This window comes from Inquilinus limosus MP06, assembly GCF_000767795.1.
Taxonomy (GTDB): domain Bacteria; phylum Pseudomonadota; class Alphaproteobacteria; order DSM-16000; family Inquilinaceae; genus Inquilinus; species Inquilinus limosus_E.
In genome coordinates this window covers 1-22,121 of record NZ_JANX01000034.1, presented here as the reverse complement: position 1 = coordinate 22,121, position 22,121 = coordinate 1, and the positions used below count along the sequence as shown (strand labels likewise).

At 67.0% G+C, this 22,121-nt stretch carries 21 protein-coding genes and 1 tRNA gene; 9 read left to right on the top strand and 13 right to left on the bottom strand.

Features of this window, described 5'->3' with window-relative positions:
* Positions 1-107: 107 nt before the first annotated feature.
* Positions 108-965, bottom strand: a complete 858-nt coding sequence (locus tag P409_RS05170; protein WP_052120052.1) for a hypothetical protein — start codon at positions 963-965, stop codon at positions 108-110.
* Between the two features lie 114 nt (positions 966-1,079).
* Between P409_RS05170 and P409_RS05165 the strand changes: the two genes are divergently transcribed.
* From P409_RS05165 to aguA, 7 genes are all read left to right on the top strand, one after another.
* Positions 1,080-1,937 carry a phosphodiester glycosidase family protein gene (locus P409_RS05165; RefSeq protein ID WP_052120051.1) on the top strand — a complete coding sequence of 286 codons (858 nt, stop codon included), beginning with the start codon at positions 1,080-1,082 and terminating at the stop codon, positions 1,935-1,937.
* Between the two features lie 221 nt (positions 1,938-2,158).
* A complete protein-coding gene (locus P409_RS05160) occupies positions 2,159-3,544 on the top strand; it encodes an aspartate aminotransferase family protein (RefSeq protein WP_034832578.1) in 1,386 nt (461 codons plus the stop codon).
* A gap of 223 nt (positions 3,545-3,767) precedes the next feature.
* Positions 3,768-4,865 carry a polyamine ABC transporter substrate-binding protein gene (locus tag P409_RS05155; RefSeq protein ID WP_034832576.1) on the top strand — a complete coding sequence of 366 codons (1,098 nt, stop codon included), beginning with the start codon at positions 3,768-3,770 and terminating at the stop codon, positions 4,863-4,865.
* Positions 4,866-4,936: 71 nt separating this feature from the next.
* Entirely contained in the window at positions 4,937-6,088 is a 1,152-nt protein-coding gene (locus tag P409_RS05150; protein ID WP_034832574.1) for an ABC transporter ATP-binding protein, read from the top strand.
* Complete coding sequence (locus tag P409_RS05145; RefSeq protein ID WP_052120050.1) at positions 6,085-7,053, top strand: ABC transporter permease subunit; 969 nt, start codon at positions 6,085-6,087, stop codon at positions 7,051-7,053. Before P409_RS05150 ends, P409_RS05145 begins: the two co-directional genes overlap by 4 nt.
* Positions 7,050-7,886, top strand: a complete 837-nt coding sequence (locus P409_RS05140; RefSeq protein ID WP_034832571.1) for an ABC transporter permease subunit — start codon at positions 7,050-7,052, stop codon at positions 7,884-7,886. Before P409_RS05145 ends, P409_RS05140 begins: the two co-directional genes overlap by 4 nt.
* Before the next feature lie 424 nt (positions 7,887-8,310).
* Complete coding sequence (gene aguA, locus P409_RS05135) at positions 8,311-9,330, top strand: agmatine deiminase (RefSeq protein WP_081991280.1); 1,020 nt, start codon at positions 8,311-8,313, stop codon at positions 9,328-9,330.
* Positions 9,331-9,442: 112 nt separating this feature from the next.
* Here the strand turns inward: aguA and P409_RS05130 are convergent, their stop codons facing one another.
* The 12 genes from P409_RS05130 to P409_RS05075 all read right to left on the bottom strand — a co-directional run bounded on the left by P409_RS05130 (position 9,443) and on the right by P409_RS05075 (position 20,645).
* Positions 9,443-9,862: a DoxX family protein gene (locus P409_RS05130; protein WP_034832569.1), complete on the bottom strand. Its 420-nt coding sequence runs from the start codon at positions 9,860-9,862 to the stop codon at positions 9,443-9,445.
* A 184-nt stretch (positions 9,863-10,046) separates the two neighbouring features.
* Positions 10,047-10,661 carry an NAD(P)-dependent oxidoreductase gene (locus P409_RS05125; RefSeq protein WP_034832567.1) on the bottom strand — a complete coding sequence of 205 codons (615 nt, stop codon included), beginning with the start codon at positions 10,659-10,661 and terminating at the stop codon, positions 10,047-10,049.
* Between the two features lie 259 nt (positions 10,662-10,920).
* Entirely contained in the window at positions 10,921-11,439 is a 519-nt protein-coding gene (locus P409_RS05120; RefSeq protein WP_161790342.1) for a YcbK family protein, read from the bottom strand.
* A 25-nt stretch (positions 11,440-11,464) separates the two neighbouring features.
* Positions 11,465-12,100, bottom strand: coding sequence for an ATP-dependent Clp protease proteolytic subunit (locus P409_RS05115; RefSeq protein WP_034832563.1), 636 nt, complete (start codon positions 12,098-12,100; stop codon positions 11,465-11,467).
* Positions 12,101-12,209: 109 nt separating this feature from the next.
* Positions 12,210-13,265: an extracellular solute-binding protein gene (locus tag P409_RS05110; protein WP_034832561.1), complete on the bottom strand. Its 1,056-nt coding sequence runs from the start codon at positions 13,263-13,265 to the stop codon at positions 12,210-12,212.
* An 84-nt stretch (positions 13,266-13,349) separates the two neighbouring features.
* Complete coding sequence (locus P409_RS05105) at positions 13,350-14,345, bottom strand: extracellular solute-binding protein (protein WP_238578599.1); 996 nt, start codon at positions 14,343-14,345, stop codon at positions 13,350-13,352.
* Positions 14,346-14,411: 66 nt separating this feature from the next.
* The gene (locus tag P409_RS05100; protein ID WP_034832558.1) at positions 14,412-15,194 is read right to left on the bottom strand and encodes an ABC transporter permease; all 783 of its coding nucleotides are present in this window, start codon (positions 15,192-15,194) and stop codon (positions 14,412-14,414) included.
* Positions 15,191-16,081: an ABC transporter permease gene (locus P409_RS05095; RefSeq protein ID WP_034832557.1), complete on the bottom strand. Its 891-nt coding sequence runs from the start codon at positions 16,079-16,081 to the stop codon at positions 15,191-15,193. The genes P409_RS05100 and P409_RS05095 overlap by 4 nt, the downstream gene beginning before the upstream one ends.
* 11 nt (positions 16,082-16,092) lie before the next feature.
* Positions 16,093-17,121 (bottom strand): ABC transporter ATP-binding protein, encoded by a 1,029-nt coding sequence (locus tag P409_RS05090; protein ID WP_034832556.1) that lies wholly within the window; start codon positions 17,119-17,121, stop codon positions 16,093-16,095.
* Positions 17,122-17,480: 359 nt separating this feature from the next.
* Complete coding sequence (gene glnA / locus P409_RS05085; protein ID WP_034832555.1) at positions 17,481-18,893, bottom strand: type I glutamate--ammonia ligase; 1,413 nt, start codon at positions 18,891-18,893, stop codon at positions 17,481-17,483.
* A 76-nt stretch (positions 18,894-18,969) separates the two neighbouring features.
* Positions 18,970-19,308 carry a P-II family nitrogen regulator gene (locus P409_RS05080; protein ID WP_034832554.1) on the bottom strand — a complete coding sequence of 113 codons (339 nt, stop codon included), beginning with the start codon at positions 19,306-19,308 and terminating at the stop codon, positions 18,970-18,972.
* A gap of 170 nt (positions 19,309-19,478) precedes the next feature.
* Positions 19,479-20,645 carry a pyridoxal phosphate-dependent aminotransferase gene (locus tag P409_RS05075; protein WP_034832582.1) on the bottom strand — a complete coding sequence of 389 codons (1,167 nt, stop codon included), beginning with the start codon at positions 20,643-20,645 and terminating at the stop codon, positions 19,479-19,481.
* Between the two features lie 419 nt (positions 20,646-21,064).
* Between P409_RS05075 and P409_RS05070 the strand changes: the two genes are divergently transcribed.
* Both P409_RS05070 and P409_RS05065 read left to right on the top strand, forming a co-directional pair.
* Positions 21,065-21,140 (top strand) — tRNA-His (locus P409_RS05070).
* Between the two features lie 57 nt (positions 21,141-21,197).
* Positions 21,198-21,983, top strand: a complete 786-nt coding sequence (locus tag P409_RS05065) for an HpcH/HpaI aldolase family protein (protein ID WP_034832552.1) — start codon at positions 21,198-21,200, stop codon at positions 21,981-21,983.
* The last annotated feature ends 138 nt before the right edge of the window (positions 21,984-22,121 follow it).

The following is a 22,121-nucleotide window of genomic DNA, read 5'->3' as shown; positions in this document are numbered from 1 at the left end:
GAGGGGGACAGCTTCGGCGCGGTCGGCGTCGGCCTGGCCATCGAGGCGCAGCGCCGGTACGGGGCGTAGCCGGGTTCACCGAGGCGAACCCGGCCCGGCCGTGGGCATCAATTGCAGAAATTCGGCCGGTACTGATAGACCCATTGGGTCTTGGTCGTCGGGTTGGTCGACACCCAGCCGGTCATGCCGCGGATGGTGTCGAACATCAGCTTCGAGCGCTGGTCGACCTTGCTGGTGAAGTCGCCGTCGTTGTCCTCGACCTTGAACGATACCTCGGCGCTGGCGATGGTGGACGACCCGTTAGCGTACCACAGGGTCAGGTCGAACTCGGCGTCCTGCTGGCCCAGGTCACTCTCCGGCCCGTCATAGGTGCGCTCGGTGATCGACAGGTTGCCGACGAGGCTCAGCGCCTCCTGCTTCGGCAGGTTCAGCGACTTGGTCGGCGGGAACAGGTCGACCACGTCGTCGAGGATGTTCAGGTTCTTTGTGGCCGACAGCGGCTCGGTGGTCGAATGGGAATAGACCCATTTGAACGGCGGGGTGATGTCCGCCTCCAGCTTGGTCTCGGCGTCGGCATCGCTGCCGCTGACATCGGTGTTGGCGGCGATCGACTGGCTGTCGGAGCGGAACTTCAGGTTGATCTCGCGCTTGCTGCCGTCGACCCGCTCGCGGAAGCTGTAACCCAGGGTGTTCAGCCGGCAGGTGCCCGGCGAATCGTAGTAGCGGACGGTGCGGACCTTGTTGACGACGAAGCTGCCGTCGACCGTGCGGTCGAACCCGGCGGCGGCCAGCCTGGTCCGCAGTTCGGACAGGAAGCCGTTGGCCGTGGCGACCGGCTGCGCCTGGAACTTTGCCGGATCGAGCAGGACCTTGTATTCCTTGCCCGTCAGCGGGTCGGCGGCCTGCGCGGTCCCCGCGGCGGCCATCACGAAGCCGATCAGCCCGAGGCGAAGCCATGTCATCATTTGGTGCGAATCCCCCTGCATGAATGATGCGAACGCGCGGCAGGCTAGGCGGTCTGTATGAAGCTGATGTGTCAACGGCCCCATGATCGACGTCACATGGCGAGACTTTTCTCCTTGCTGGCTTTGCTGCTGACCGCCGCCTGCGGCGCGGCCGTGAGCACGCCGAGACAGGCGGAGGAGGCCGCCCGACCGGCCTCGCCGATCCTGCAGCCGCCCGCCGCGGCGCCGCTGACGCCGGGGCCGGGATCCTCGTCCTTCACCGGGCCGGAGAGCCGGGCGGCCGCCGGGCCGTGCCGGGCGGTGTCCTTCGAGGCGTCAGACTACACCGTCTGCGAGCTTGACCTGCGCCGCTATCGGGTCGGGCTGTTCTGGCAGGACCGCGACGGCCGGCCCTACGGCTCGCTCTACGCCTTCAAGCGGGCGATGGCCGCGGCGGGGGACCCGCCGGTGGTGTCGATGAACGCCGGCATGTACCACGAAGACCTGTCGCCGGTCGGGCTCTTCGTCTCCGGCGGCCGGCAGCTCAACCCGGCCAATGAGGGGGACGGCGACGGCAACTTCTTCATGAAGCCGAACGGCGTCTTCTATGTCGATGGCGAGAGCGCCGGGATCCTGGAGACCGGGGCCTATCTGCGGCGGGCGCCGGCCGCCGGCATCGCCACCCAGTCCGGCCCGATGCTGGTGATCGACGGCGCGCTGCACCCGCTGTTCAGCGATGACGGGGCCTCGCGCAAGATCCGCAACGGCGTCGGCGTCCGCGACGACCACACCGTGGTCTTCGCCATCTCCAGCGACAGGGTCAGCTTCGGCAGTTTCGCCCGGCTGTTCCGCGACGGGCTGGGCTGCCGCAACGCGCTCTATCTCGACGGCTCGATCTCGGCCCTGTCGGCGCCGGACGGGTTGTCGGTCGGCTGGGGGATCCGGGTCGGCCCGATCCTCGCCGCCTTCGACCGAGCGGCGCCGGTCAGCTAGGCGGGCCGAGTCGCTCGGCTAGTGACGGCGCGCGTCCTTGACGATATCTTTATGGCACCATGACCCGGCCGAGGCCCCATCGCAATCGCCGATCACGTAAGCAGGAGCTGATGCTGCTGTGCGCCCGTATCGGCTACAACCCGCCGCGCGCCTGAGCGAGGGGCCGCCGCAGCCGCGGCCCGGTTTCCGTCTTTTCGTCCGGATTCACGCGAGGTCGCGTCATGAACAGCTTTGCCGCCAGCCGCACCACCGCCGAGTGGAAGGCGCTGGACACCGCCCATCACCTGCATCCCTTCACCGACTACAAGTCGCTGGCCAGCGAGGGGGGCAGCCGCATCATCACCCGCGCCGAGGGCGTCTGGCTGTGGGATTCCGAAGGCCGCCAGCTGATCGACGGCATGGCCGGCCTGTGGTGCGTCAATGTCGGCTACGGCCGCAAGGAGCTGGCCGATGTCGCCCACGAGCAGATGCTCGAGCTGCCCTTCTACAACACCTTCTTCAAGACCACGACGCCGGCCGCGGCCGAGCTGTCGGCCAAGCTGGCGGAGATCACGCCCGAAGGGCTGAACCACGTCTTCTACGCCAATAGCGGGTCGGAGGCGAACGACACCATCGTCCGCATGGTCCGGCACTACTGGGACCTGAAGGGCAAGCACCGCAAGAAGGCGATCATCGGCCGCAACTACGGCTATCACGGCTCGACCATGGTCGCGGTCTCGCTGTGCGGCATGGGCGCGATGCACCGCCAGGCCGACCTGCCGTTCCCCGGCTTCCACCACGTCATGGCGCCGTACTGGTACGATTACGGCGGCGACCTGGACCCGGAGGCCTTCGGCAAGCTGGCCGCCAAGGCGATCGAGGACCGGATCAAGGAGCTGGGCGCCGACAGCGTCGCCGCGGTGATCGCCGAGCCGATCCAGGGCGCCGGCGGCGTCATCATCCCGCCCGCCAGCTACTTCCCGGAGGTGCAGCGTATCTGCCGCCAATACGACGTGCTGCTGATCGCCGACGAGGTGATCTGCGGCTTCGGCCGTACCGGCGAATGGTTCGGCTCCGACCTGTTCGGCATCCAGCCGGACCTGATGACCCTGGCCAAGGGCATCACCTCGGGCTACCTGCCGCTGTCCGCCGTGATGGTCGGCGACCGGGTGGCCCGGACGCTGATCGACGAGGGCGGCGAGTTCTACCACGGCTTCACCTATTCCGGTCACCCGGTGGCCTGCGCCGTGGCGCTGGCCAACATCCGGATCATGGAGCGGGAAGGGCTGGTCGACCGCACCCGGACCGATATCGGCCCGTATTTCCAGGACCGGCTGCGCGAGGCCTTCGCCGACCATCCGATCGTCGGCGAGGTGCGCGGCGTCGGCCTGATCGCGGCGATCGAGCTGGTCCAGGACAAGGCGACGCGTCGCCGCTTCGCCGAATACGGCACGGTCGGCACCCAGTGCCGAAACCACTGCTTCGAGAACGACCTGGTGATGCGCGCCGTGCGCGACGCCATGGTGCTGTCGCCGCCGCTGGTGATCTCGCGCGACGAGGTCGACGAGCTGGTGCGGCGGGCCAAGGTCGCGATCGACGCCACGGCGCGGGACGTCGGCAAGATGTGAGGGCAGGGGCGGCCGGGACGGCCGCCCTTTTCCGTTCAGGGAGGCGGGCAGGACGGGGTTGCAAATGTCATGAACGCAGGGCACAGGGAGGACGGTTCGAGCCCGTTTTGTGCACTGCGCCGTCGCCGCGATTGACAGTTTTCCCAGCGGCGCGTTGCAATGAATCGGAAGGGGAACCGGCTCGACGGGTCTCGAAACAGATCACAGACAGGGAACGGGTTACATGAAGCGTCTCGTGCAAAGCCTTCTCGCGACCGCCGCGCTGTGCGCCGTGGCGGCGCCGGCCCTGGCCCAGGAGAAGGTCGTCAACATCTACAACTGGTCGGACTATATCGGCGAGACCACCCTGGCCGACTTCACCAAGGCCACCGGCATCAAGACCGTCTATGATACCTATGACGGCAACGAGGCGCTGGAAGCCAAGCTGCTGACCGGCAACTCCGGCTACGACGTCGTCGTGCCGACGGCGCAGCCCTTCCTGGCCCGCCAGATCAAGGCGAATGTCTATCTCGAGCTCGACAAGTCCAAGATCCCGAACTGGAAGAACCTCGACCCGGCGCTGATGAAGCTGGTCGAGAGCGCCGATCCGGGCAACAAGCACGCCATCATCTATCAGTGGGGCACGGTCGGCGTCGGCTACAATGTCGACCAGGTGAAGAAGCGGCTGGGCGACGCTCCGCCGGACAGCATCGCCATGGTGTTGGACCCTGAGAACGCCAAGAAGCTGGCCGATTGCGGCATCACCATGCTGGACAGCCCGACCGACGTGCTGCCCACGGTGCTGAACTATCTCGGCCTCGACCCCAACAGCCAGAAGCCCGAGGATCTGAAGAAGGCCGAAGACGCCCTGATGAAGATCCGCCCCTACCTGAAATACCTGCACTCGTCGCAGTACATCAACGACCTGGCGGGCGGCAACGTCTGCGTCTCCCTCGGCTGGTCCGGCGACGTCAACATCGCCAAGACCCGGGCGGAGGAGGCGAAGAACGGCGTCACCATCGACTACTTCATCCCGAAGGAGGGCGCGCAGATCTGGTTCGACATGGCGGCGATTCCGAAGGATGCGCCGCATCCGGACGCGGCCTACGCCTATATCAACTTCCTGCTCGAGCCGAAGGTGATGGCCGGCATCGACGACTATGTCGGCTACGGCAACGCGGTGCTCGGCGCCAAGGAGCTGATGAACCCCGACATCGCCAATGACCCGCGCATCTTCCCGCCCGAGGATGTGATGAAGCGCCTGTTCGCGATCACCGAGGCGTCGTCCAGCTACGAGCGCCTGCGGACGCGGACCTGGACACGGTTCCGCACCGGCCAGTAAACAGCGCGGCCGCCGCACCCGGACAGGATGCGGCGGCCGTTCCACTTGGGGGTCAGGGGCCGGAGACGGGGATGGGCCAAGCCAAGCCGAAGCAGCAGACGGCGCCGCAACCGTGGCGCAATCCGGACGAGAAGCCGTATGTCCGGATCGAGAAGGTGACCAAGAAGTTCGGCGATTTCACCGCCGTCGACGATGTCAGCCTGTCGATCTATCGCGGCGAGTTCTTCGCCCTGCTGGGCGGGTCGGGCTGCGGCAAGACCACGCTGCTGCGCATGATGGCGGGGTTCGAGCGGCCGACCGAAGGCAGGATCTTCATCGACGGCGTCGACATGACCGCCGTGCCGCCCTATGAGCGGCCGGTCAACATGATGTTCCAGAGCTACGCCCTGTTCCCGCATATGACGGTGGAGCAGAACGTGGCCTTCGGCCTGCGCCAGGACCGGGTGCCGGCCGCCGAGATCAAGACCCGCGTGGCCGAGGTGCTGGACCTGGTCCAGCTCGGCCGCTTCTCCAAGCGCAAGCCGCACCAGCTGTCCGGCGGCCAGCGCCAGCGCGTCGCCCTGGCCCGCAGCCTGGTCAAGCGGCCGAAGCTGCTGCTGCTGGACGAGCCGCTGGGCGCGCTGGACAAGAAGCTGCGCGAGCAGACCCAGTTCGAGCTGGTGAACATCCAGGAGAAGGTCGGCATCACCTTCGTGGTCGTGACCCACGACCAGGAGGAGGCGATGACCATGTCCAGCCGCATCGCGGTGATGAACTCCGGCTACATCTCCCAGCTCGGCACCCCGGCCGAGATCTACGAGTACCCGCAATCCAAGTTCGTGGCCGACTTCATCGGCTCGGTGAACCTGTTCGAGGGCCGCGTGGCCGAGGACCATCCGGAGCATGTCCTCATCGACAGCCCGGAGGCCGGCTGCCAGCTCCATATCAGCCACGGCCTGCCGGTGCCGGTCGGGACCCAGGTCTGGGTCGCGGTGCGGCCGGAGAAGATCGCGATCTCGAAGCCGGACGGCGAGGCCGGCGCCGGCACCAACACCACGCTCGGCGTGGTCAAGGAGATCGCCTATCTCGGCAACCTGTCGATCTATCTGATCGCGCTGCCGAACGGGAAGACGGTGCGGGTCACGGCGCCGAACGTGTCGCGCCTGACCGAGATGCCGATCACCTGGGAGGACGAGGTGCGCCTGTCCTGGCAGCCCTTCGCCGGCGTGGTGCTGACACAATGACCGCGGTGACGGCGAGCGACGCGGCGGAGGGCGCCGCCCCGCGGGTCGCGGCGGGGCCGTCGATCCTGCGGCGCCTGGGCGGGCGGCTGGGCCGCAGCCTGGTGATCGCGCTGCCCTATGTCTGGCTGTTCCTGTTCTTCCTGATCCCCTTCGTCATCGTCCTGAAGATCGCCTTCGCCGACAAGGTGATCGGCCAGCCGCCCTACACGCCGCTCTGGGACTGGGTCGACGACACCCATCTCGGGATCACGCTCAGCCTCGGCAACTTCCAGTTCCTGCTCGACGACCCGCTCTATGTCAGCGCCTATTTCAGCTCGCTGAAGATCGCGGCGATCTCGACGGTGCTCAGCCTGCTGGTCGGTTACCCGATGGCCTATGCCATCGCGCGGTCCAGCCAGCAGTGGCGGGTGCCGCTGCTGATGCTGGTGATCCTGCCGTTCTGGACCTCGTTCCTGATCCGGGTCTATGCCTGGATCGGCATCCTCCAGCAGCAGGGGCTGCTCAACAACCTGCTGCTCTGGCTCGGCATCATCGACCAGCCGCTGGAGATCCTGCACACCGACGTCGCCGTCTATATCGGCATCGTCTATTCCTACCTGCCCTTCATGATCCTGCCGCTCTACGCGACGCTGGAGAAGCTGGACGTCTCCCTGCTCGAGGCGGCGGAGGATCTCGGCTGCCGGCCGTGGAAGGCGTTCCTGCTGATCACGCTGCCGCTGTCGCTGCCCGGCATCATCGCCGGGTCGCTCCTGGTGTTCATCCCGGCGGTCGGCGAATACGTGATCCCGGAGCTGCTGGGCGGCATCGACACGCTGATGATCGGCAAGGTGCTGTCGAACGAGTTCTTCCAGAACACCGACTGGCCGGTGGCCTCGGCGGTCGCGATCGTGCTGCTGCTGGTGCTGGTGATCCCGATCATGATCTTCCAGTACGTCCAGGCGAAGCAGCAGGAGGCGGAGCGATGAGGCGGCCCTGGTTCCTGTTCACCTGCCTGGTGTTCGGCTACGCCTTCCTCTACGTGCCGATCATCCTGTTGATGTTCTACTCGTTCAACGAGAGCCGGCTGGTCACGATCTGGGGCGGCTTCTCGACCAAATGGTACGGCACGCTGCTGGAGAACGAGCAGATGCTGGACGCGGCGCGGCGGTCGCTGGAGATCGCCGCCATCGCCGCCACCGTGGCCTGCGTTCTGGGCACCGTGGCCGGGCTGGTGCTGGCCCGCTTCGGCCGGTTCCGTGGCCGCACCCTGTTCTCCGGCATGGTCACGGCGCCGCTGGTGATGCCCGAGGTGATCACCGGCCTGTCGATGCTGCTGCTGTTCGTGGCCATGGAGGGGCTGTTCGGCTTTCCGCAGGGCCGCGGCATGGTGACGATCACCATCGCCCACATCACCTTCTGCCTGGCCTATGTCGCGGTGATCGTGCAGTCGCGGCTGGTCAGCCTCGACGAATCGATCGAGGAGGCGGCGATGGATCTGGGCGCCCGACCGCTGACGGTGTTCTTCTGGATCACCCTGCCGATCATCTCGCCGGCGGTGATCGCCGGCTGGCTGCTGTCCTTCACCCTGTCGCTGGACACGCTGGTGATCACCAGCTTCGTCTCCGGCCCCGGCTCGACCACCCTGCCGGTCTACATCTTCTCCAAGGTGAAGCTGGGGGTGACACCGGAAATCAACGCGCTGGCCACCATTATCGTCGTCATCGTCACCACCGGCGTTGTGATCGCCGGCGGGCTCCTGGTCCGGCACGAGAAGAAGCGACGGCGGGACGAGCAGCTGGCCTTCGCCGCAGGAAGCTGAGGCCGGACCGCAGCGGAACGGCGTTTTCTTGCCCGATCATGGTGCCGCCGCGCAGGACTCTGAGTCATGCGCGGCGCGCAGGTGACCCTCGGCGTTTGCCCCCGGAGCAAAAATCGCGCCCGTCGACTATATCTACAGCGTTCGAGAACAATTCATGAGCTTCTCATGTCGTTTCTGTCGATCTTTGGAACCATTCGTCTGGCGCCGTTCGGCCGCCGTTTGACGAAGGGGGAAAAGTCGATCTCTCAGCGCCGCATTTGATTGCTGCACTGTCATCAGTGTCCTTCGGGACGATCGGTTTCACGGGCCCGGCCGCAAGGTCGGGCCCGTTCCATTTCCAGGGGGGGCGCACAGCGCTCTTTCATCCGGGCGCGGCGGAGGCTAGCCTCTGGCTCTTGAGCGAGAACTGCTTCGGAACGCCATTGTGACCGTCCCTGCCTCCCTCGGCTACGTCATGCCCGCGGAATGGGAGCCCCACAGCCGCTGCTGGATGGCCTGGCCGTGCCGGGACGAGGTCTGGGGCGAGCATATGGACGCCGCCCGCACCGCCTATGCCGACGTCGCCCGCGCCATCGCCGATTTCGAGCCGGTGACCCTGGTCTGCAATCCGGCCGACGTGGCCGAGGCTTCGCTGACCCTGGGCAACGGCACCAAGATCGACGTGGTGTCGATGGAGATCGACGACAGCTGGCTGCGCGATTCGGGGCCGACCTTCCTGCTCGACCGCAACGGCCATCTGGCCGGCGCGCATTGGCGCTTCAACGCCTGGGGGCAGAAGTACCAGCCCTACAGCCGCGACGCGGTGGTGGCGAAGCAGATCCTGAAGCATGTCGGCGCCCGGCGCTTTCGTGCGCCCTTCGTGCTCGAGGGCGGAGCCGTCCATGTCGATGGCGAGGGCACGGTGCTGACCACCGAGCAGTGCCTGCTGAACCCGAACCGCAACCCGGACCTCACCAAGGCCCAGGTCGAGCAGAACCTGCGCGACTGGCTCGGCGTCTCCACCGTGATCTGGCTGCCGGAGGGGATCGAGGACGACGAGACCGATGGCCATGTCGACGAGATCGCCTGCTTCGTCCGGCCGGGCGTGGTGCTGGCGCTGTCGACCGACGACAAGAGCGACGGCAATTTCGACGTGCTGCAGACCAACCTCGACATCCTGCGTTCGGCCAAGGACGCCAAGGGCCGGCCGCTGCAGGTGATCGAGGTGCCGCAGCCGGCCCGGCAGGAGCACAACGGCAAGCGGCTGAGCCTGTCCTACGTCAATTTCTACATCGCCAATGGCGGCATCGTGATGCCGGCCTTCGACGTGGCCGAGGACGAGCGCGCCTTCCGCATCATCCGCGACGCCTTCCCGAACCGCCGGGTGGTCCAGGTCCATGCCCGCGACATCTTCCTGGGTGGCGGCGGGATCCACTGCATCACCCAGCAGCAGCCGGCTCCCTGACCACGGGTCGGCTAAAAGCCGTCATTGCGAGGAGGCGAAGCCGACGAAGCAATCCAGGGGCCGGTTCGCACTGGCCCTGGATTGCTTCGCTGCGCTCGCAATGATGGGATGGTCAGGCCATCGCCAGGCGCGGGTTACGCACGGCATCCAGGCTCCAGGCCCCGCCGCCGGCCGCGGCGAAGTACAGGAAGACGAAGCTGTACAGCGCCGCCAGCTCGCCTTGGTTCAGGATCGGGAAGAAGCCCTGCGGCGCGTGGGCCATGAAATAGGCCACGGCCATCTCGCCGGACAGCAGGAAGGCGACCGGGCGGGTGAACAGGCCGATCAACAGCAGCACGCCGCCGACGATCTCCAGCACGCCGGCCAAGCCGATCAGCGAGAACAGCTGCAGCCCGTCGAAATAGGCGACATGCGGGAAGCCGAACAGCTTGGCCAGGCCGTGCTGCAGGAAGAACAGGGCGGTGGCGATGCGCAGGATGCTGAGCACCCGGGGCGCCCAGGTGTGGTCGAGCTGGTCGCTCAGGTCGGCCATGATCGTCTCCGGATCAGAGTGAGGAAGGGTGCCGCGGGGCTCGCGCCCGCTTGTGCCGGGCCTGGTTTGGGCGCTTTTCCAGGCCCGGTAATGGCGTTCCGATTGAGTTGTTTTTGCGACCTACGGTCAAGCCGCCGATCAGACAACAATTCGTCGCGCCGCGGACAACAATGGGCCGAAAGCCTCAGTAGCCGACAGTGAAGCGCCGGCGGCTGTGCGCCGGCTTCTCCAGCTCGTCGATCAGGGCGACGGCGTAGTCCTCCTGGCTGATCCGGCTCTGTCCGTCCGCGCCGACCAGAAGCTGGTCGCCGCCCAGGCGGAACTTGCCGGTGCGCTCGCCCGGCGCGATCACGGCCGAGGGCGACAGGAAGGTCCAGTCCAGGCCGGTCTCGCCGCGCAGCAGGTTCAGGTAGTCGCGGCCCTTCGACGCCTCCTCCTTGTACAGCGCCGGGAAGTCCGGCGTGTCGACCAGCTGCACGCCCGGCGCCACCTCCAGGCTGCCGGCGCCGCCCACCACCAGGTAGCGCTTGACGCCCGAGGCCTTGACCGCGCGCAGCAGCAAAGCGGGGTCGGAGGCGGTGTAGTGCACCGAGCTGATCACCGCGTCATGCCCGGCCAGCAGCTTCGCTAGGCCCTCGGCGTCGAACACGTCACCGCGCACCGCGGTCAGGGCCGGGTGCTGGGGCAGCTTCTCCGGGTTGCGGACGATGCCGGTGACCTGGTGGCCGCGGCTCAGCGCCTCGGCCAGGATCTTCAAGCCGACATTGCCGCTGGCGCCGATCAGGGCGAGCTTCGCCATGGGGAATCTCCGAACTTGGTTACGAAAGGATACCGGCCGCAAGTTCGGGAGTCCGGCCCCGTCCCGCAAGAAGGGTTTTGAAAGTAACCGAGGGACCGCCGGATGACCGGCAGCGAACCGAGGCCGCTTCGAAATGCGCTGGCGTGAGTCGGCTGGCGGTGGTTTCGAGAACCGGAGCGCAGCGCACGTTTGGTGCGTGAGCACCGGAAGCGCAGAAACCGCCGTCAGACGGCCGCGCCAGTAGCATTTCCAAGCGGCCTCAGAACCGCTTGTACCAGACGCGCCTAGGCCCGGTGTCGAGATGGACGAAGTCGGAGCGCCAGTAGAGGCCGAGGCCGCCGCTGGCCACCGCCTGGGCGTGGTTCGCCAGGAACACCATGCCGTAGCCCTGCACCGACAGGTCCACCGCCTTGCCCTGCATGTGCAGGCTGTTGCGGGCGGCGCCCTCGGGGCGGAGCTTCTCGTTGGTCTCGGGGGTGCGGTAGCCGGAATGCAGGTTGATCGTCACCCGCCGGCCCTTGGCCACCTGATAGCGCCGGGCCATCAGCCACAGCAGGTCGAACACGCCCGGGTCCATCGTGGTCGCCACATCGACATGATGGTCGCGCAGCAGCCAGTCCAGCCGCTTGGTTGCGTCGTCCGACAGCACGCCGTCGACGGCGTAGACGTCGTCGAAGCGCTCATCGGTGTGCGGGTTGTAGAGCTTGAGGCGCCGTTCGCCCGGCTGGTCGATCGCGGGGGCGGCCGCGGCACAGAAGGGAAGGACGGCGAGCCCCATCAGGGCCCGCCGCCGCGTCAGCCGGTCAGCCGGCATCCTTGATGGTTTCGATGATCTTGCCGACGAGGCCGTAATCCTTCGCCTCCTCGGCCGACATCCAGTAGTTGCGGTCGGTGTCGCGCTCGACCTTCTCCAGCGGCTGGCCGGTCTCGCGCGAGATGATCTCGTTCAGCCGGCGGCGCATCTTGATGATCTCGCGCGCCTCGATGTCGATATCGACGGCCCGGCCGCCGGCGCCGCCGGACGGCTGGTGCAGCAGGAACCGGGTGTTCGGCAGCGACAGGCGGTTCTCCTTCTTCGCCGCCAGGTAAATATGGGCGCCGGCGCTGGCCACCCAGCCGGTGCCGATCACCTTCACCGGCGTGCCGATGAAGCGGATCATGTCGTGGATGGTGTCGCCGGCCTCGACATGGCCGCCCGGCGAGTTGATCACCAGCCGGATCGGCTTCTTCTCGTCGTCGGCGGCGAGCGCCAGCAGCTGCGCGCTGATCGCCTGCGCCAGCTTCATGGAGATTTCGCCGAACAGCAGCACCGTCCGGTTCTTGAAGAGGATGTTGCCGATCTGCGGGCCGAGCTCCTCCTTCTTCTCCTTCTCGGGGCGCTCTTCCTCTTCTTCCTCCTCCTCGTCGTCGAGACGCGGCGGGAACGGGCGGTCGACCATGGGGGATCCTGTTCACTCGAGAAATCTGTCTGACCTGCAAGAGGTAGCGTGCCGGACCCCGGTTCGCAACCGGCGCCTTCCCCGCCGGTGGCGAACCGGGCCGAACGGCCTACGACTTCAGCCGGGTCCACACCCGGTCGCGCAGGTCGACCGCGGCGGGCGAGCAGTTCTGGTTCGGGTTCAGCCGGCTCAGCATCTCCTGCGGCGTGTTGACCGCCGGATCGTCGCGCAGCTTCGGGTCCATGAACTCCGGCGATCCCTTGATGGCGTTGTTGTAGCCGGTGAAGTTGGTGGCGATGGCGATGTTCTCCGGCTTCATCATCCAGTCGATGAAGATCTTGGCGTTCTCGACGTTCTTCGCCCCGACCGGCACGGCGAAATTGTCGTTCCAGAAGTTGATGCCTTCCTTCGGATAGACATAGGTGACTGTCGGCCGCCCCTCCTTGGTCCGGTGCGCCGCGCCGTTCCACTGCATGTGGGCCGCGACCTCGCCGGCGATCATGCGTTCGATCGTGCCGTCGGAGTTGTAGAGGGAGACGCTGGGCTTCTGCGCCTCCAGCAGCTTGAAGATCTTGCCGGCATCCTCGCTGCTCTCCGTGCAGTAGTTGATGCCGAGATACATCGCCGCGGCCTTATAGACCTCGACTGGGTCGTTCATCATGCCGAGCTTGCCCTTGAACGGGCCGTCGGGGTTGAAGATCGACCACCAGCTGTCGTCGACCTTGCCACCCTCGACCTTGGCGGTGTCGTAGCTGAAGCCGGTGGTGCCCCACATGTACGGTGCGGAGTATTTCCGCTCCGGGTCGTACCAAGGCTTGTCGTGCGGCGAGCCGACATTCTTGAAATCGGCCATCTGGCCGGCGTCGATCTCCTGCAGCAGGTTCTGCTTGATCATCATGGCGAGCATGTAGTCGGACGGCACCACCACGTCGTATCCGGCGGCGCCGGCCTGCAGCTTGGCCAGCAGGGTCTCGTTCGAATCATAGACGTCGAGCGTGACCTTGATCCCGGTCTCGGCCTCGAACTTCTTCAAGAGCTCCGGCGGGTAGTAGTTCGACCAGTTGTAGAAATAGAGCTCGCCGCCGGCGGCCTGCGCGGCCGACGCCGCCGTCAGCGCCCCGATGGCGGCCACGGCGGCCAGCAGAATCTGTCTTGCGGATCCCATCTCAAACCTCTCCTGTTGGCGTCGGATTGTGGTGTCGCGCCCGGCCTCCACCGACGTTCGGGGCCCGGGCATGGTCCGGCCGCCTCAGGACTTCAGGCGGGTCCAGACCCGGTCGCGCAACTCGACCGAGGCGGGGGAGCAGTTCTTGGCCGGCCGCAGCCGGCCGGCATATTCAGGCGGCATGTTGATCGCCGGATCCTCGCTCAGCGCCTTGTCCATGAACGCCTCGGACCCCTTGATCGCGTTCATGTAGGTGGTGAAGTTGCTGGCGGCGGCGATGTTCTCCGGCTTCAGCATCCAGGCGATGAAGATCTTGGCGTTCTCCGGGTTCTTGGCGGCTTTCGGCACCACCAGGTTGTCGGCCCAGAGGCTCAGCCCCTCCTTCGGATAGACGAAGACCACGCTCGGCCGCTGCTTCTTGGTGCGGTGGGCCGCGCCGTTCCACTGCATATGAGCCACGACCTCGCCGGCGCCCATGCGCTCGACCGACCCGTCGGAGTTGTAGAGCGAGACGGCCGGCTTCTGCGCCGCCAGCAGCTTGTAGATCTTGCCGGCGTCCTCGCTGCTCTCGGTGCAGCGGTCGATGCCCAGATAGTAGGCGGCCGCGTTGAACACCTCGACCGAGTCGTTCATCATCGCCAGGCTGCCCTTGAACGGGCCGTCCGGGTTGAAGATCGACCACCAGCTGTCATCCACCGGGCCCTGCACCTTGGCGCTGTCGTAGCTGAAGCCGGTGGTGCCCCACATATAGGGCGCGGAATATTTCCGCTCCGGGTCGTACCAGGGCTTGTCGTGCGGGGCCATGACGGCATCGAAGCCGGGCATGGAAGCCGCGTCGATCTCCTGCAGCAGCCCCTGCTTGACCATGATGTCGACCATGTAGTCGGACGGCACCACCACGTCGTAGCTGGCGCCGCCGGCTTGCAGCTTGGCCAGCAGGGTCTCGTTCGAATCATAGACGTCGAGCGTGACCTTGATCCCGGTCTCGGCCTCGAATTTCTTCAAGAGGTCGGGCGGGGTGTAGTTGGTCCAGTTGAACAGGAACAGGTCGCCGGCCGCCCAGGCGGCGGGGGCGGCCAGCAGGGCCGCGGCGAAGGCGGCGGCCAGGCAGATGCTTCGGTTCCGAATTTCGGGCCTCCCTTTGGTTCAGTTCCGCGCCCGTCCCACCACCCAGGACAGGGCGACGAAGACGATCGAGATCAGCAGCATCAGCGCGGAGATGGCGTTGACCTCCGGCGTCACGCCGATGCGGATCATGCCGTAAATGTAGATCGGCAGGGTCGTCGCCCCGGCGCCGGAGACGAAGAAGGTGATGACGAAGTCGTCGAGCGAGATGATGAAGGCCAGCATCAGCCCCGACAGGATGCCGGGCCACAGCAGGGGCAGCGTCACCCGGCGGAAGGCCCGCCAGGGCGTGGCGTAGAGGTCGGCCGCGGCCTCGCCCAGGCTGGCGTCCATCCCCTCCAGCCGCGCCCGGATCGGCAGGTAGGCGAAGGGGATGCAGAAGACGATATGGGCCAGGATGATGGTGAACAGGCCCAGCGGCAGGGCCACGGCGGTGAAGAACAGCAGCGTCGCCACCGCCGTCACCACCTCCGGCACCACCAGGGGCAGGGCGATCAGGGCGCTGACCGCGGTCTGGCCGCGGAAGCGGCGCCGGGCCATGCCGATCGCGGCCGGGATCGCCATCACCGTGGCGGCGACGGACGAGACCAGGGCGACGATCAGCGAGTTCTTGGCCGAGCGCAGGATGTCCGGGTTGCCCAGCACGACGCCGAACCAGCGGGTGCTGAACCCCTCCCAGATCGTGGCCGAGCTGCCGGCGTTGAAGGCCAGCACCAGCAGCACGACGATCGGGATGTAGAGATAGGCGAAGAACGCCCAGGAGACGGCGCGGACGCCCGGGAAGCTGCGCAGCCGGCTGCTCATTTCGCCACCTGCGGCGCGCGGCGGAAGCGGAGCAGGTACAGCATCATCGCCAGCAGCACGACGGCCAGCAGGGCGAAGGACAGCGCCGCCCCGAACGGCCAGTTGCGGGACGACCCGAACTGGTTCTGGATCAGGTTGCCGATCATCATCGACTTCGACCCGCCCAGCAGGTCCGGCGTCACATAGGCGCCGAGGCAGGGGATGAAGACCAGGATGGCGCCGGCGGCGATGCCCGGCATGGCCAGCGGGATGACGATCCGGCGCAGCGCCCGCCACTTGTCGGCGCCGAGGTCGTAGGCGGCCTCGACCAGCCGGAAATCCAGCTTCTCCAGGCTCGAATAGATCGGCAGCACCATGAAGGGCAGGAAGGAGTAGGTGAGGCCGATGGCGATCGCCGTCTCGGTATACATCAGGTTCAGCGACCCGGTGGTCAGCCCCATCCCCTGCAGCGCCGAATCGATCAGCCCGCCGGAGCGCAACATCAGGATCCAGGCGTAGTTGCGCACCAGCAGGTTGGTCCAGAACGGGATGGTGACCAGGAAGATCAGCAGGTTGCGCCGCGGCGGCGGCTGCATCGCCATGTGCAGCGCGGTCGGGAAGCCGATCAGCACGCACAGCACGGTGGTCAGCAGCGACAGCCAGACCGAGCGCAGCAGGATCTGGGCATAGGCCGGGTTCCAGATCAGGCTGTCGTCGAAGTCGCGCTCATACAGGAAGCGGAGATAGGCCTCGGTCGAGAAGGTGTTCCATTGCACCCCGCCGAACTGGCCGCGCTCGGCGACCGAGACGACCGCCATGATCGCCAGCGGGACGATGAAGAAGACCAGGATGAAGCCGATCGGGACGCCGATCAGGCTCAGCGTCTTCAGCGAGTTGCCGCGCGCCATTGCCGCCGCCCTCAATCGGCCAGGGCCTGGCCGGCACCGGCCGGCACGCCGACGCCCACCCGCTCGCCGGGCTGGAAGCTCTGCTGCGCCCCGGTGCGGTTCTGCAGCCGGGCGGTGACCAGCGGGCCGCCATCGGCCAGGCGGATGTGGTAGGTGGTGTCGGTGCCGACATAGACCACCGTCTCCACCGTCCCGGCCAGGCTGCCCGGACCGGCCTCGGCGGTCAGCAGGATCCGCTCCGGCCGCACCGCCAGCGTGGCGCCGTCGGTGCAGCCCAGGCGGGCGGCGAGGGGGCCTTCGAAGAAGTTGGTCTCGCCGATGAAATGGGCGACGAAGCGCCGGGTCGGCCGGTCGTAGATGTCCCGCGGGCCGCCGATCTGCAGGATCTCGCCCTGGCTCATCACCGCGATCCGGTCCGACATCGTCAGCGCCTCCTCCTGGTCGTGCGTGACGAAGATGAAGGTGATGCCGGTCTCGGTCTGCAGCCGCTTCAGCTCGATTTGCATCTCCTTGCGCAGCTTGAGGTCGAGGGCCGACAGCGGCTCGTCCAGCAGCAGCACCTGCGGCTCGCTGGCCAGGGCCCGGGCCAGGGCGACGCGCTGCTGCTGGCCGCCGGACAGCTGCGCCGGCTTGCGGCCTTCCATCCCGCCCAGCTTGACCAGGGCAATCATCTCGGCGACGCGGGCATCGGCCCGGCTGCGCTCGACGCCCTTCATCTCCAGGCCGAAGCGGATGTTCTCGCGCACCGTCATGTGCGGGAACAGGGCATAGCTCTGGAACACGGTGTTGACCGGCCGCCTATGCGGCGGCAGCCCCTCGATCGGCTTACCGTGCAGCAGGATGTGGCCGCTGGTCGGCTCCTCGAATCCGGCGATCATGCGCAAGAGCGTGGTCTTGCCGCAGCCGGACGGGCCGAGAAGGGTGAAGAACTCGTTGTCCCGGATCTGGACCGATACGCCGTTCAGGGCCCGGACCGCGCCGCTCTGGTCGCTGCCGAACACCTTGGTGACATCGACAACGTCGATTGCCGTCCCTGTCAATTTGGCCTCGTTTCTTGTTTCGGCAGGACGCGAGGCCACGGGGCGGACCGTCGGGGACCCCTGGCGGCACCGCGCCTGGCCGGCCGGGATCCTGAGGATCTCCCGCTTCCGGCCGCTGCGCTGCTGGTAACGATATCAGCAGGTGGCGCGGGCAACCGCAAGCCTCTCCCGCCTGTCGTTCGCGCAAGAAAAACCCCGCCGTCGCCGGCGGGGTCTCCATGAGTCTGGATTGGCTGGAGTCTCTCAGCTTCCCCGATGTCATGCCCGGGCTTGACCCGGGCATCCAGAGTCTGTCGAGGCCCTCTGGATTGCCGGGTCAAGCCCGGCAATGACAGAAAGGGAAAGACCGAACCTCGGACTCAGACCGAGTAGTACATCTGGAACTCGATCGGGTGCGGGGTGTGCTCGAAGGCGTACACCTCTTCCCACTTCAGCTCGAGATAGGCCTCGATCATGTCCTTGGTGAACACGTCGCCCTTCAGCAGGAAGGCGTGGTCGGCCTCGAGCGCCAGCAGCGCCTCGCGCAGCGAGCCGCAGACGGTCGGGACGTTCTTCAGCTCCTCCGGCGGCAGGTCGTACAGGTTCTTGTCCATCGCCTCGCCCGGATGGATCTTGTTCTGGATGCCGTCCAGGCCGGCCATCAGCATGGCCGAGAAGGCGAGGTAGGGGTTCGCGGTCGGGTCCGGGAACCGCACCTCGACGCGCTTGCCCTTCGGCGAGGACACGTAGGGGATGCGGCAGGAGGCCGAGCGGTTGCGGGCCGAATAGGCCAGCAGCACCGGCGCCTCGAAGCCCGGGATCAGGCGCTTGTAGCTGTTGGTCGACGGGTTGGTCAGGGCGTTCAGCGCCTTGGCGTGCTTGATGATGCCGCCGATGTAGTACAGCGCGGTGTCCGACAGGTCGGCATAGCCCGAGCCGGCGAAGGTCGGCTTGCCTTCCTTCCAGATCGACTGGTGAACATGCATGCCCGAGCCGTTGTCGCCCTTGACCGGCTTCGGCATGAAGGTCGCGCTCTTGCCGTAGGCGTCGGCGACGTTGTGCACGACATACTTGAACGCCTGCAGCGCGTCGGCGCTCCTGATCAGGGTCTCGAACTTGATGCCCAGCTCATGCTGCGAGGCCGCCACCTCGTGGTGGTGCTTCTCGACCGTCACGCCCATCTCGGCGAGGGTGGTCAGCATCTCGGCGCGCAGGTCGTGCGCGGCGTCCAGCGGCGGCACCGGGAAATAGCCGCCCTTCGGCTGCACACGGTGGCCACGGTTGCCGTCCGGATAGACCTTGCCGCTGTTCTCCGACGCGTCCTCGCTGTCGAGGTAGTAGAAGGCCGAGGTGGTGTTCTGCTGGTAGCGGACGTCATCGAAGATGAAGAACTCGGCTTCGGGGCCGAAATAGGCGGTGTCACCGATGCCGAGCGACGCCATGTAGCGCTCTGCCGACTTGGCGATCGAGCGCGGGTCGCGGCTGTAGGGCTGGCCGGTGGCCGGCTCCAGGATGTCGCAGGTGATGTTCAGCTGCGCCTGGGCGGCGAAGGGGTCCATGACCGCGGTGTCGACATCCGGCATCAGGATCATGTCGGACTCGTTGATCGCCTTCCAGCCGGCGATCGACGAGCCGTCGAACATGACGCCGTCGGTCAGCATGTCCTCGTCCACCGTCGAGACGTGCTGGCTGACGTGATGCACCTTCCCGCGGAAATCGGTGAAACGGAAATCGACGTATTTGACGTCGTTCTCTTTGATCAGATCGAGGACCTTGGTCACACCGTCGGCCATGATTCTTTCTTCCTGTGTTCGGACTGTGTTTGCGTTTCTTGAGAGACGTTCTTGGGCGGCTGGTACGGGCCGGCGCTCAGATGGCGTCGGCGCCCTTCTCACCGGTGCGGATGCGGATGACCTCCTCCACCGGGGTGACGAAGATCTTGCCGTCGCCGATCCGGCCGGTCTGGGCGGCCTGCTGGATGGCCTCGATCGCACGCTCGACCAGGGCGTCCTCCATGACCACCTCGACCTTCACCTTGGGCAGGAAGTCGACCACGTATTCCGCGCCGCGATACAGCTCGGTATGGCCCTTCTGGCGGCCGAAGCCCTTCGCCTCGGTCACGGTGATGCCCTTGATCCCGACCTCGTGAAGGGCCTCCTTCACCTCGTCGAGCTTGAACGGCTTGATGATGGCTTCGACTTTCTTCATGGGTTCGGAACCGTTCCCTTGGATCGTTTGCGCGCCACCGCCGGGTGCGGAACGCTCTCGCCGACACTGTGAAGCAAGCCCCGTGCCAGTCGCCGACTCCTGGCCGGCGACCGGGGGTGAACAGGGGCGTGCTTAGAATTTAGGCATAGTGCTGCTTCTTTGGGCTTCGATCAAGCCAGGGCGCCCGCCATGCGGTCGATCGCTTGGCGGATGGCGTCGACGCTGTTGGCGTAGGACAGGCGCAGGAAGCCCTCGCCCATGGCGCCGAAGCTGGTGCCGGCGATGGTGGCGACGCCGCATTCCTCGAGCAGCTTGGTCTGCAGCGCCTTGGCCGTCATCCCGGTGCCGGTGATGTTGGGGAAGGCATAGAAGGCGCCGCCCGGCTCGACGCAGCGCACGCCCGGCAGGCGGTTCAGCGCGTCGACCACCACGCGGCGGCGCTCGGCGAAGGCGGCGCACATGGTGTCGACCGCGTCCTGCGGCCCCTGCAGCGCGGCGATGCCGGCATATTGGGCGGAGGCATTGACGCAGGAATGCGAGTTCACGGCCAGCCGCGTCGCGCCCTCGCGAAGGGCTTTCGGCCAGACGCTCCAGCCCAGCCGCCAGCCGGTCATGGCATAGGTCTTCGACCAGCCGTCCAGCAGGATCACCCGGTCGCGCAGGGCGGGGTAGGAGAGGAAGCAGCTGTGCTCGGCGCCATCATAGAGGATGCGGCTGTAGATCTCGTCGCTCAGCACCGCGACATGCGGGTGCCGCTCCAGCCCGGCGGCCAGGCGGTCCAGCTCGGCCTTCGGCACCACACCGCCGGTCGGGTTGGCCGGGCTGTTGATGATCAGCAGGCGGGTGCGCGGCGTGATCTGCGACAGCACCTCCTCGGCCGAGAAGGCGAAGCCGTTCTCCTCGCGCAGCCGCACCGGCACCGGCGTGGCGCCCGTGAAGCGGATGGCGGATTCGTAGATCGGGAATCCGGGGTTGGGGTACAGGATCTCGGCGCCCGGCTCGCCGAACATCAGGATGGCGAACCACATGGTGACCTTGCCGCCGGGCATGATCACCACGTCGTCGGGATCGATGGTGACGCCGCGCCGCGCCTCCAGGTCGTCGGCCACGGCCCGGCGCAGCGCCGGGATGCCGCCGGCCGGGGTGTAGCCGTGATGGCCATCGCGCAGCGCCTTGGCCCCGGCCTCGACGATATGGTCGGGGGTGCGGAAATCGGGCTGGCCGATACCGAGATTGATGATGTCGCGGCCCTGCGCCGCCAGCGCCTGGGCCCGCGCCAGCACGTCGAACGCGGTCTCGGTGCCGAGATTGGCCATGGCGGCCGACTGGATCAGCATCATGCCTTCCCTTGTTGAGGTGTGTCGCGGCGGACTATGGCGCCTGGGATCGCCGCGGTCATGCTCGGCAACGTCTTCGTTGAGCGGGATTGCGTCCAGCCTGCATCTCTCCCACTCCTTGCGCCCTGCGTCGCCTTGCGGTGAGTCGAATGAGGGCGCGGGCCGCGAAGAGCGTATAGGGACATACGGTCGAGCGGCCCGCGCCCGCAGGCGGCCGCCGCAAGACGACCCTTCGGCCCCTCGTCTCATGCCCGCAGGGTTCGTCGAACGGCTTGCCCGATGCAACAGCATCGCGCTGCGCCGCTCTCCTGCCCTGCGGGCATGGGACGAGGGCGCAGGGCACAATGAGTGGGAGAGATGCAGGCTAACGCTTGACGCCGCCACGGCGATGCCTCATATCACCCGCCGCAAATGCTGTGGCGGCCGTAGCTCAGTTGGTAGAGCCCTCGGTTGTGGTCCGAGTTGTCGTGGGTTCGAGTCCCATCGGTCGCCCCATTTCCCCTCCCGTCATCATCTGATACGCCTGTCTCCACCGCATCGGAGGAGGCTGCCTTGTATCGACCGAACGCCGCGAAACGGAAGCTGCGGGCGGGTGAGCCCGTCTATGGCTGCTGGCAGGGCATCGGCCATTCGCTGATCTCCGAGCTGCTGGGCCTCGCCGGCTACGACATCGTGCTGCTGGACCATGAGCACGGGCCGGCCTCGGTCGCCGACGCGGTGCCGTGCCTGCAGGCGCTGGCCGGCACCCCGGCCACCGGCATCGTCCGCATGCCCTGGAACGACCCGGTCTACGCCAAGCGCATTCTCGACATCGGCGCCGAGGGCGTGATGGTGCCGCAGGTCAGCTCGAAGGCCGAGGCGGAGGCGGCGGTCGCCGCCTGCCGCTATCCGCCGGCCGGGATCCGCGGCGTCGCCTACGGCATCGCCCGCGGCGCCGATTTCGGCCTGGCGCCGGACTACCAGCAGACCATCTCCGACAACCTGCTGATCCTGTGCCAGATCGAGACCCGGCAGGGGGTGGAGGCGATTCCCGACATCGCCGCGGTCGACGGCGTCGACGGGCTGTTCATCGGCCCGTGGGACCTGTCCGGCAGCCTCGGCAAGCTCGGCCGCTTCGACGACCCCGAGGTGCACGACACGATTCGCCGGGCCGAGCGCGCCATCATCGACAGCGGCAAATGGCTCGGCTCGCTGCCCTCGCTCGGCCGCTCGCCGGCCGAGATGGTGCGGGATGGCTGCCGCATCGTCATCGGCCCGGCCGAGATCACCCTGCTGCGCGACGCCGCCCGCGCCGACCTGTCGGCCTTCAAGGAGGCGGTCGGGACGATCAAGCGGTGATGCTCTCGGACCTCGCCTTGCTGACCGCGGCGGAGATGGGCGAGGCCGACCGCCGCACCATCGCTGCCGGCACCCCCGGCATCGTGCTGATGGAGCGGGCCGGGGCGGCGGTGGCGCGGGCGATCCGCGCCCGCTGGT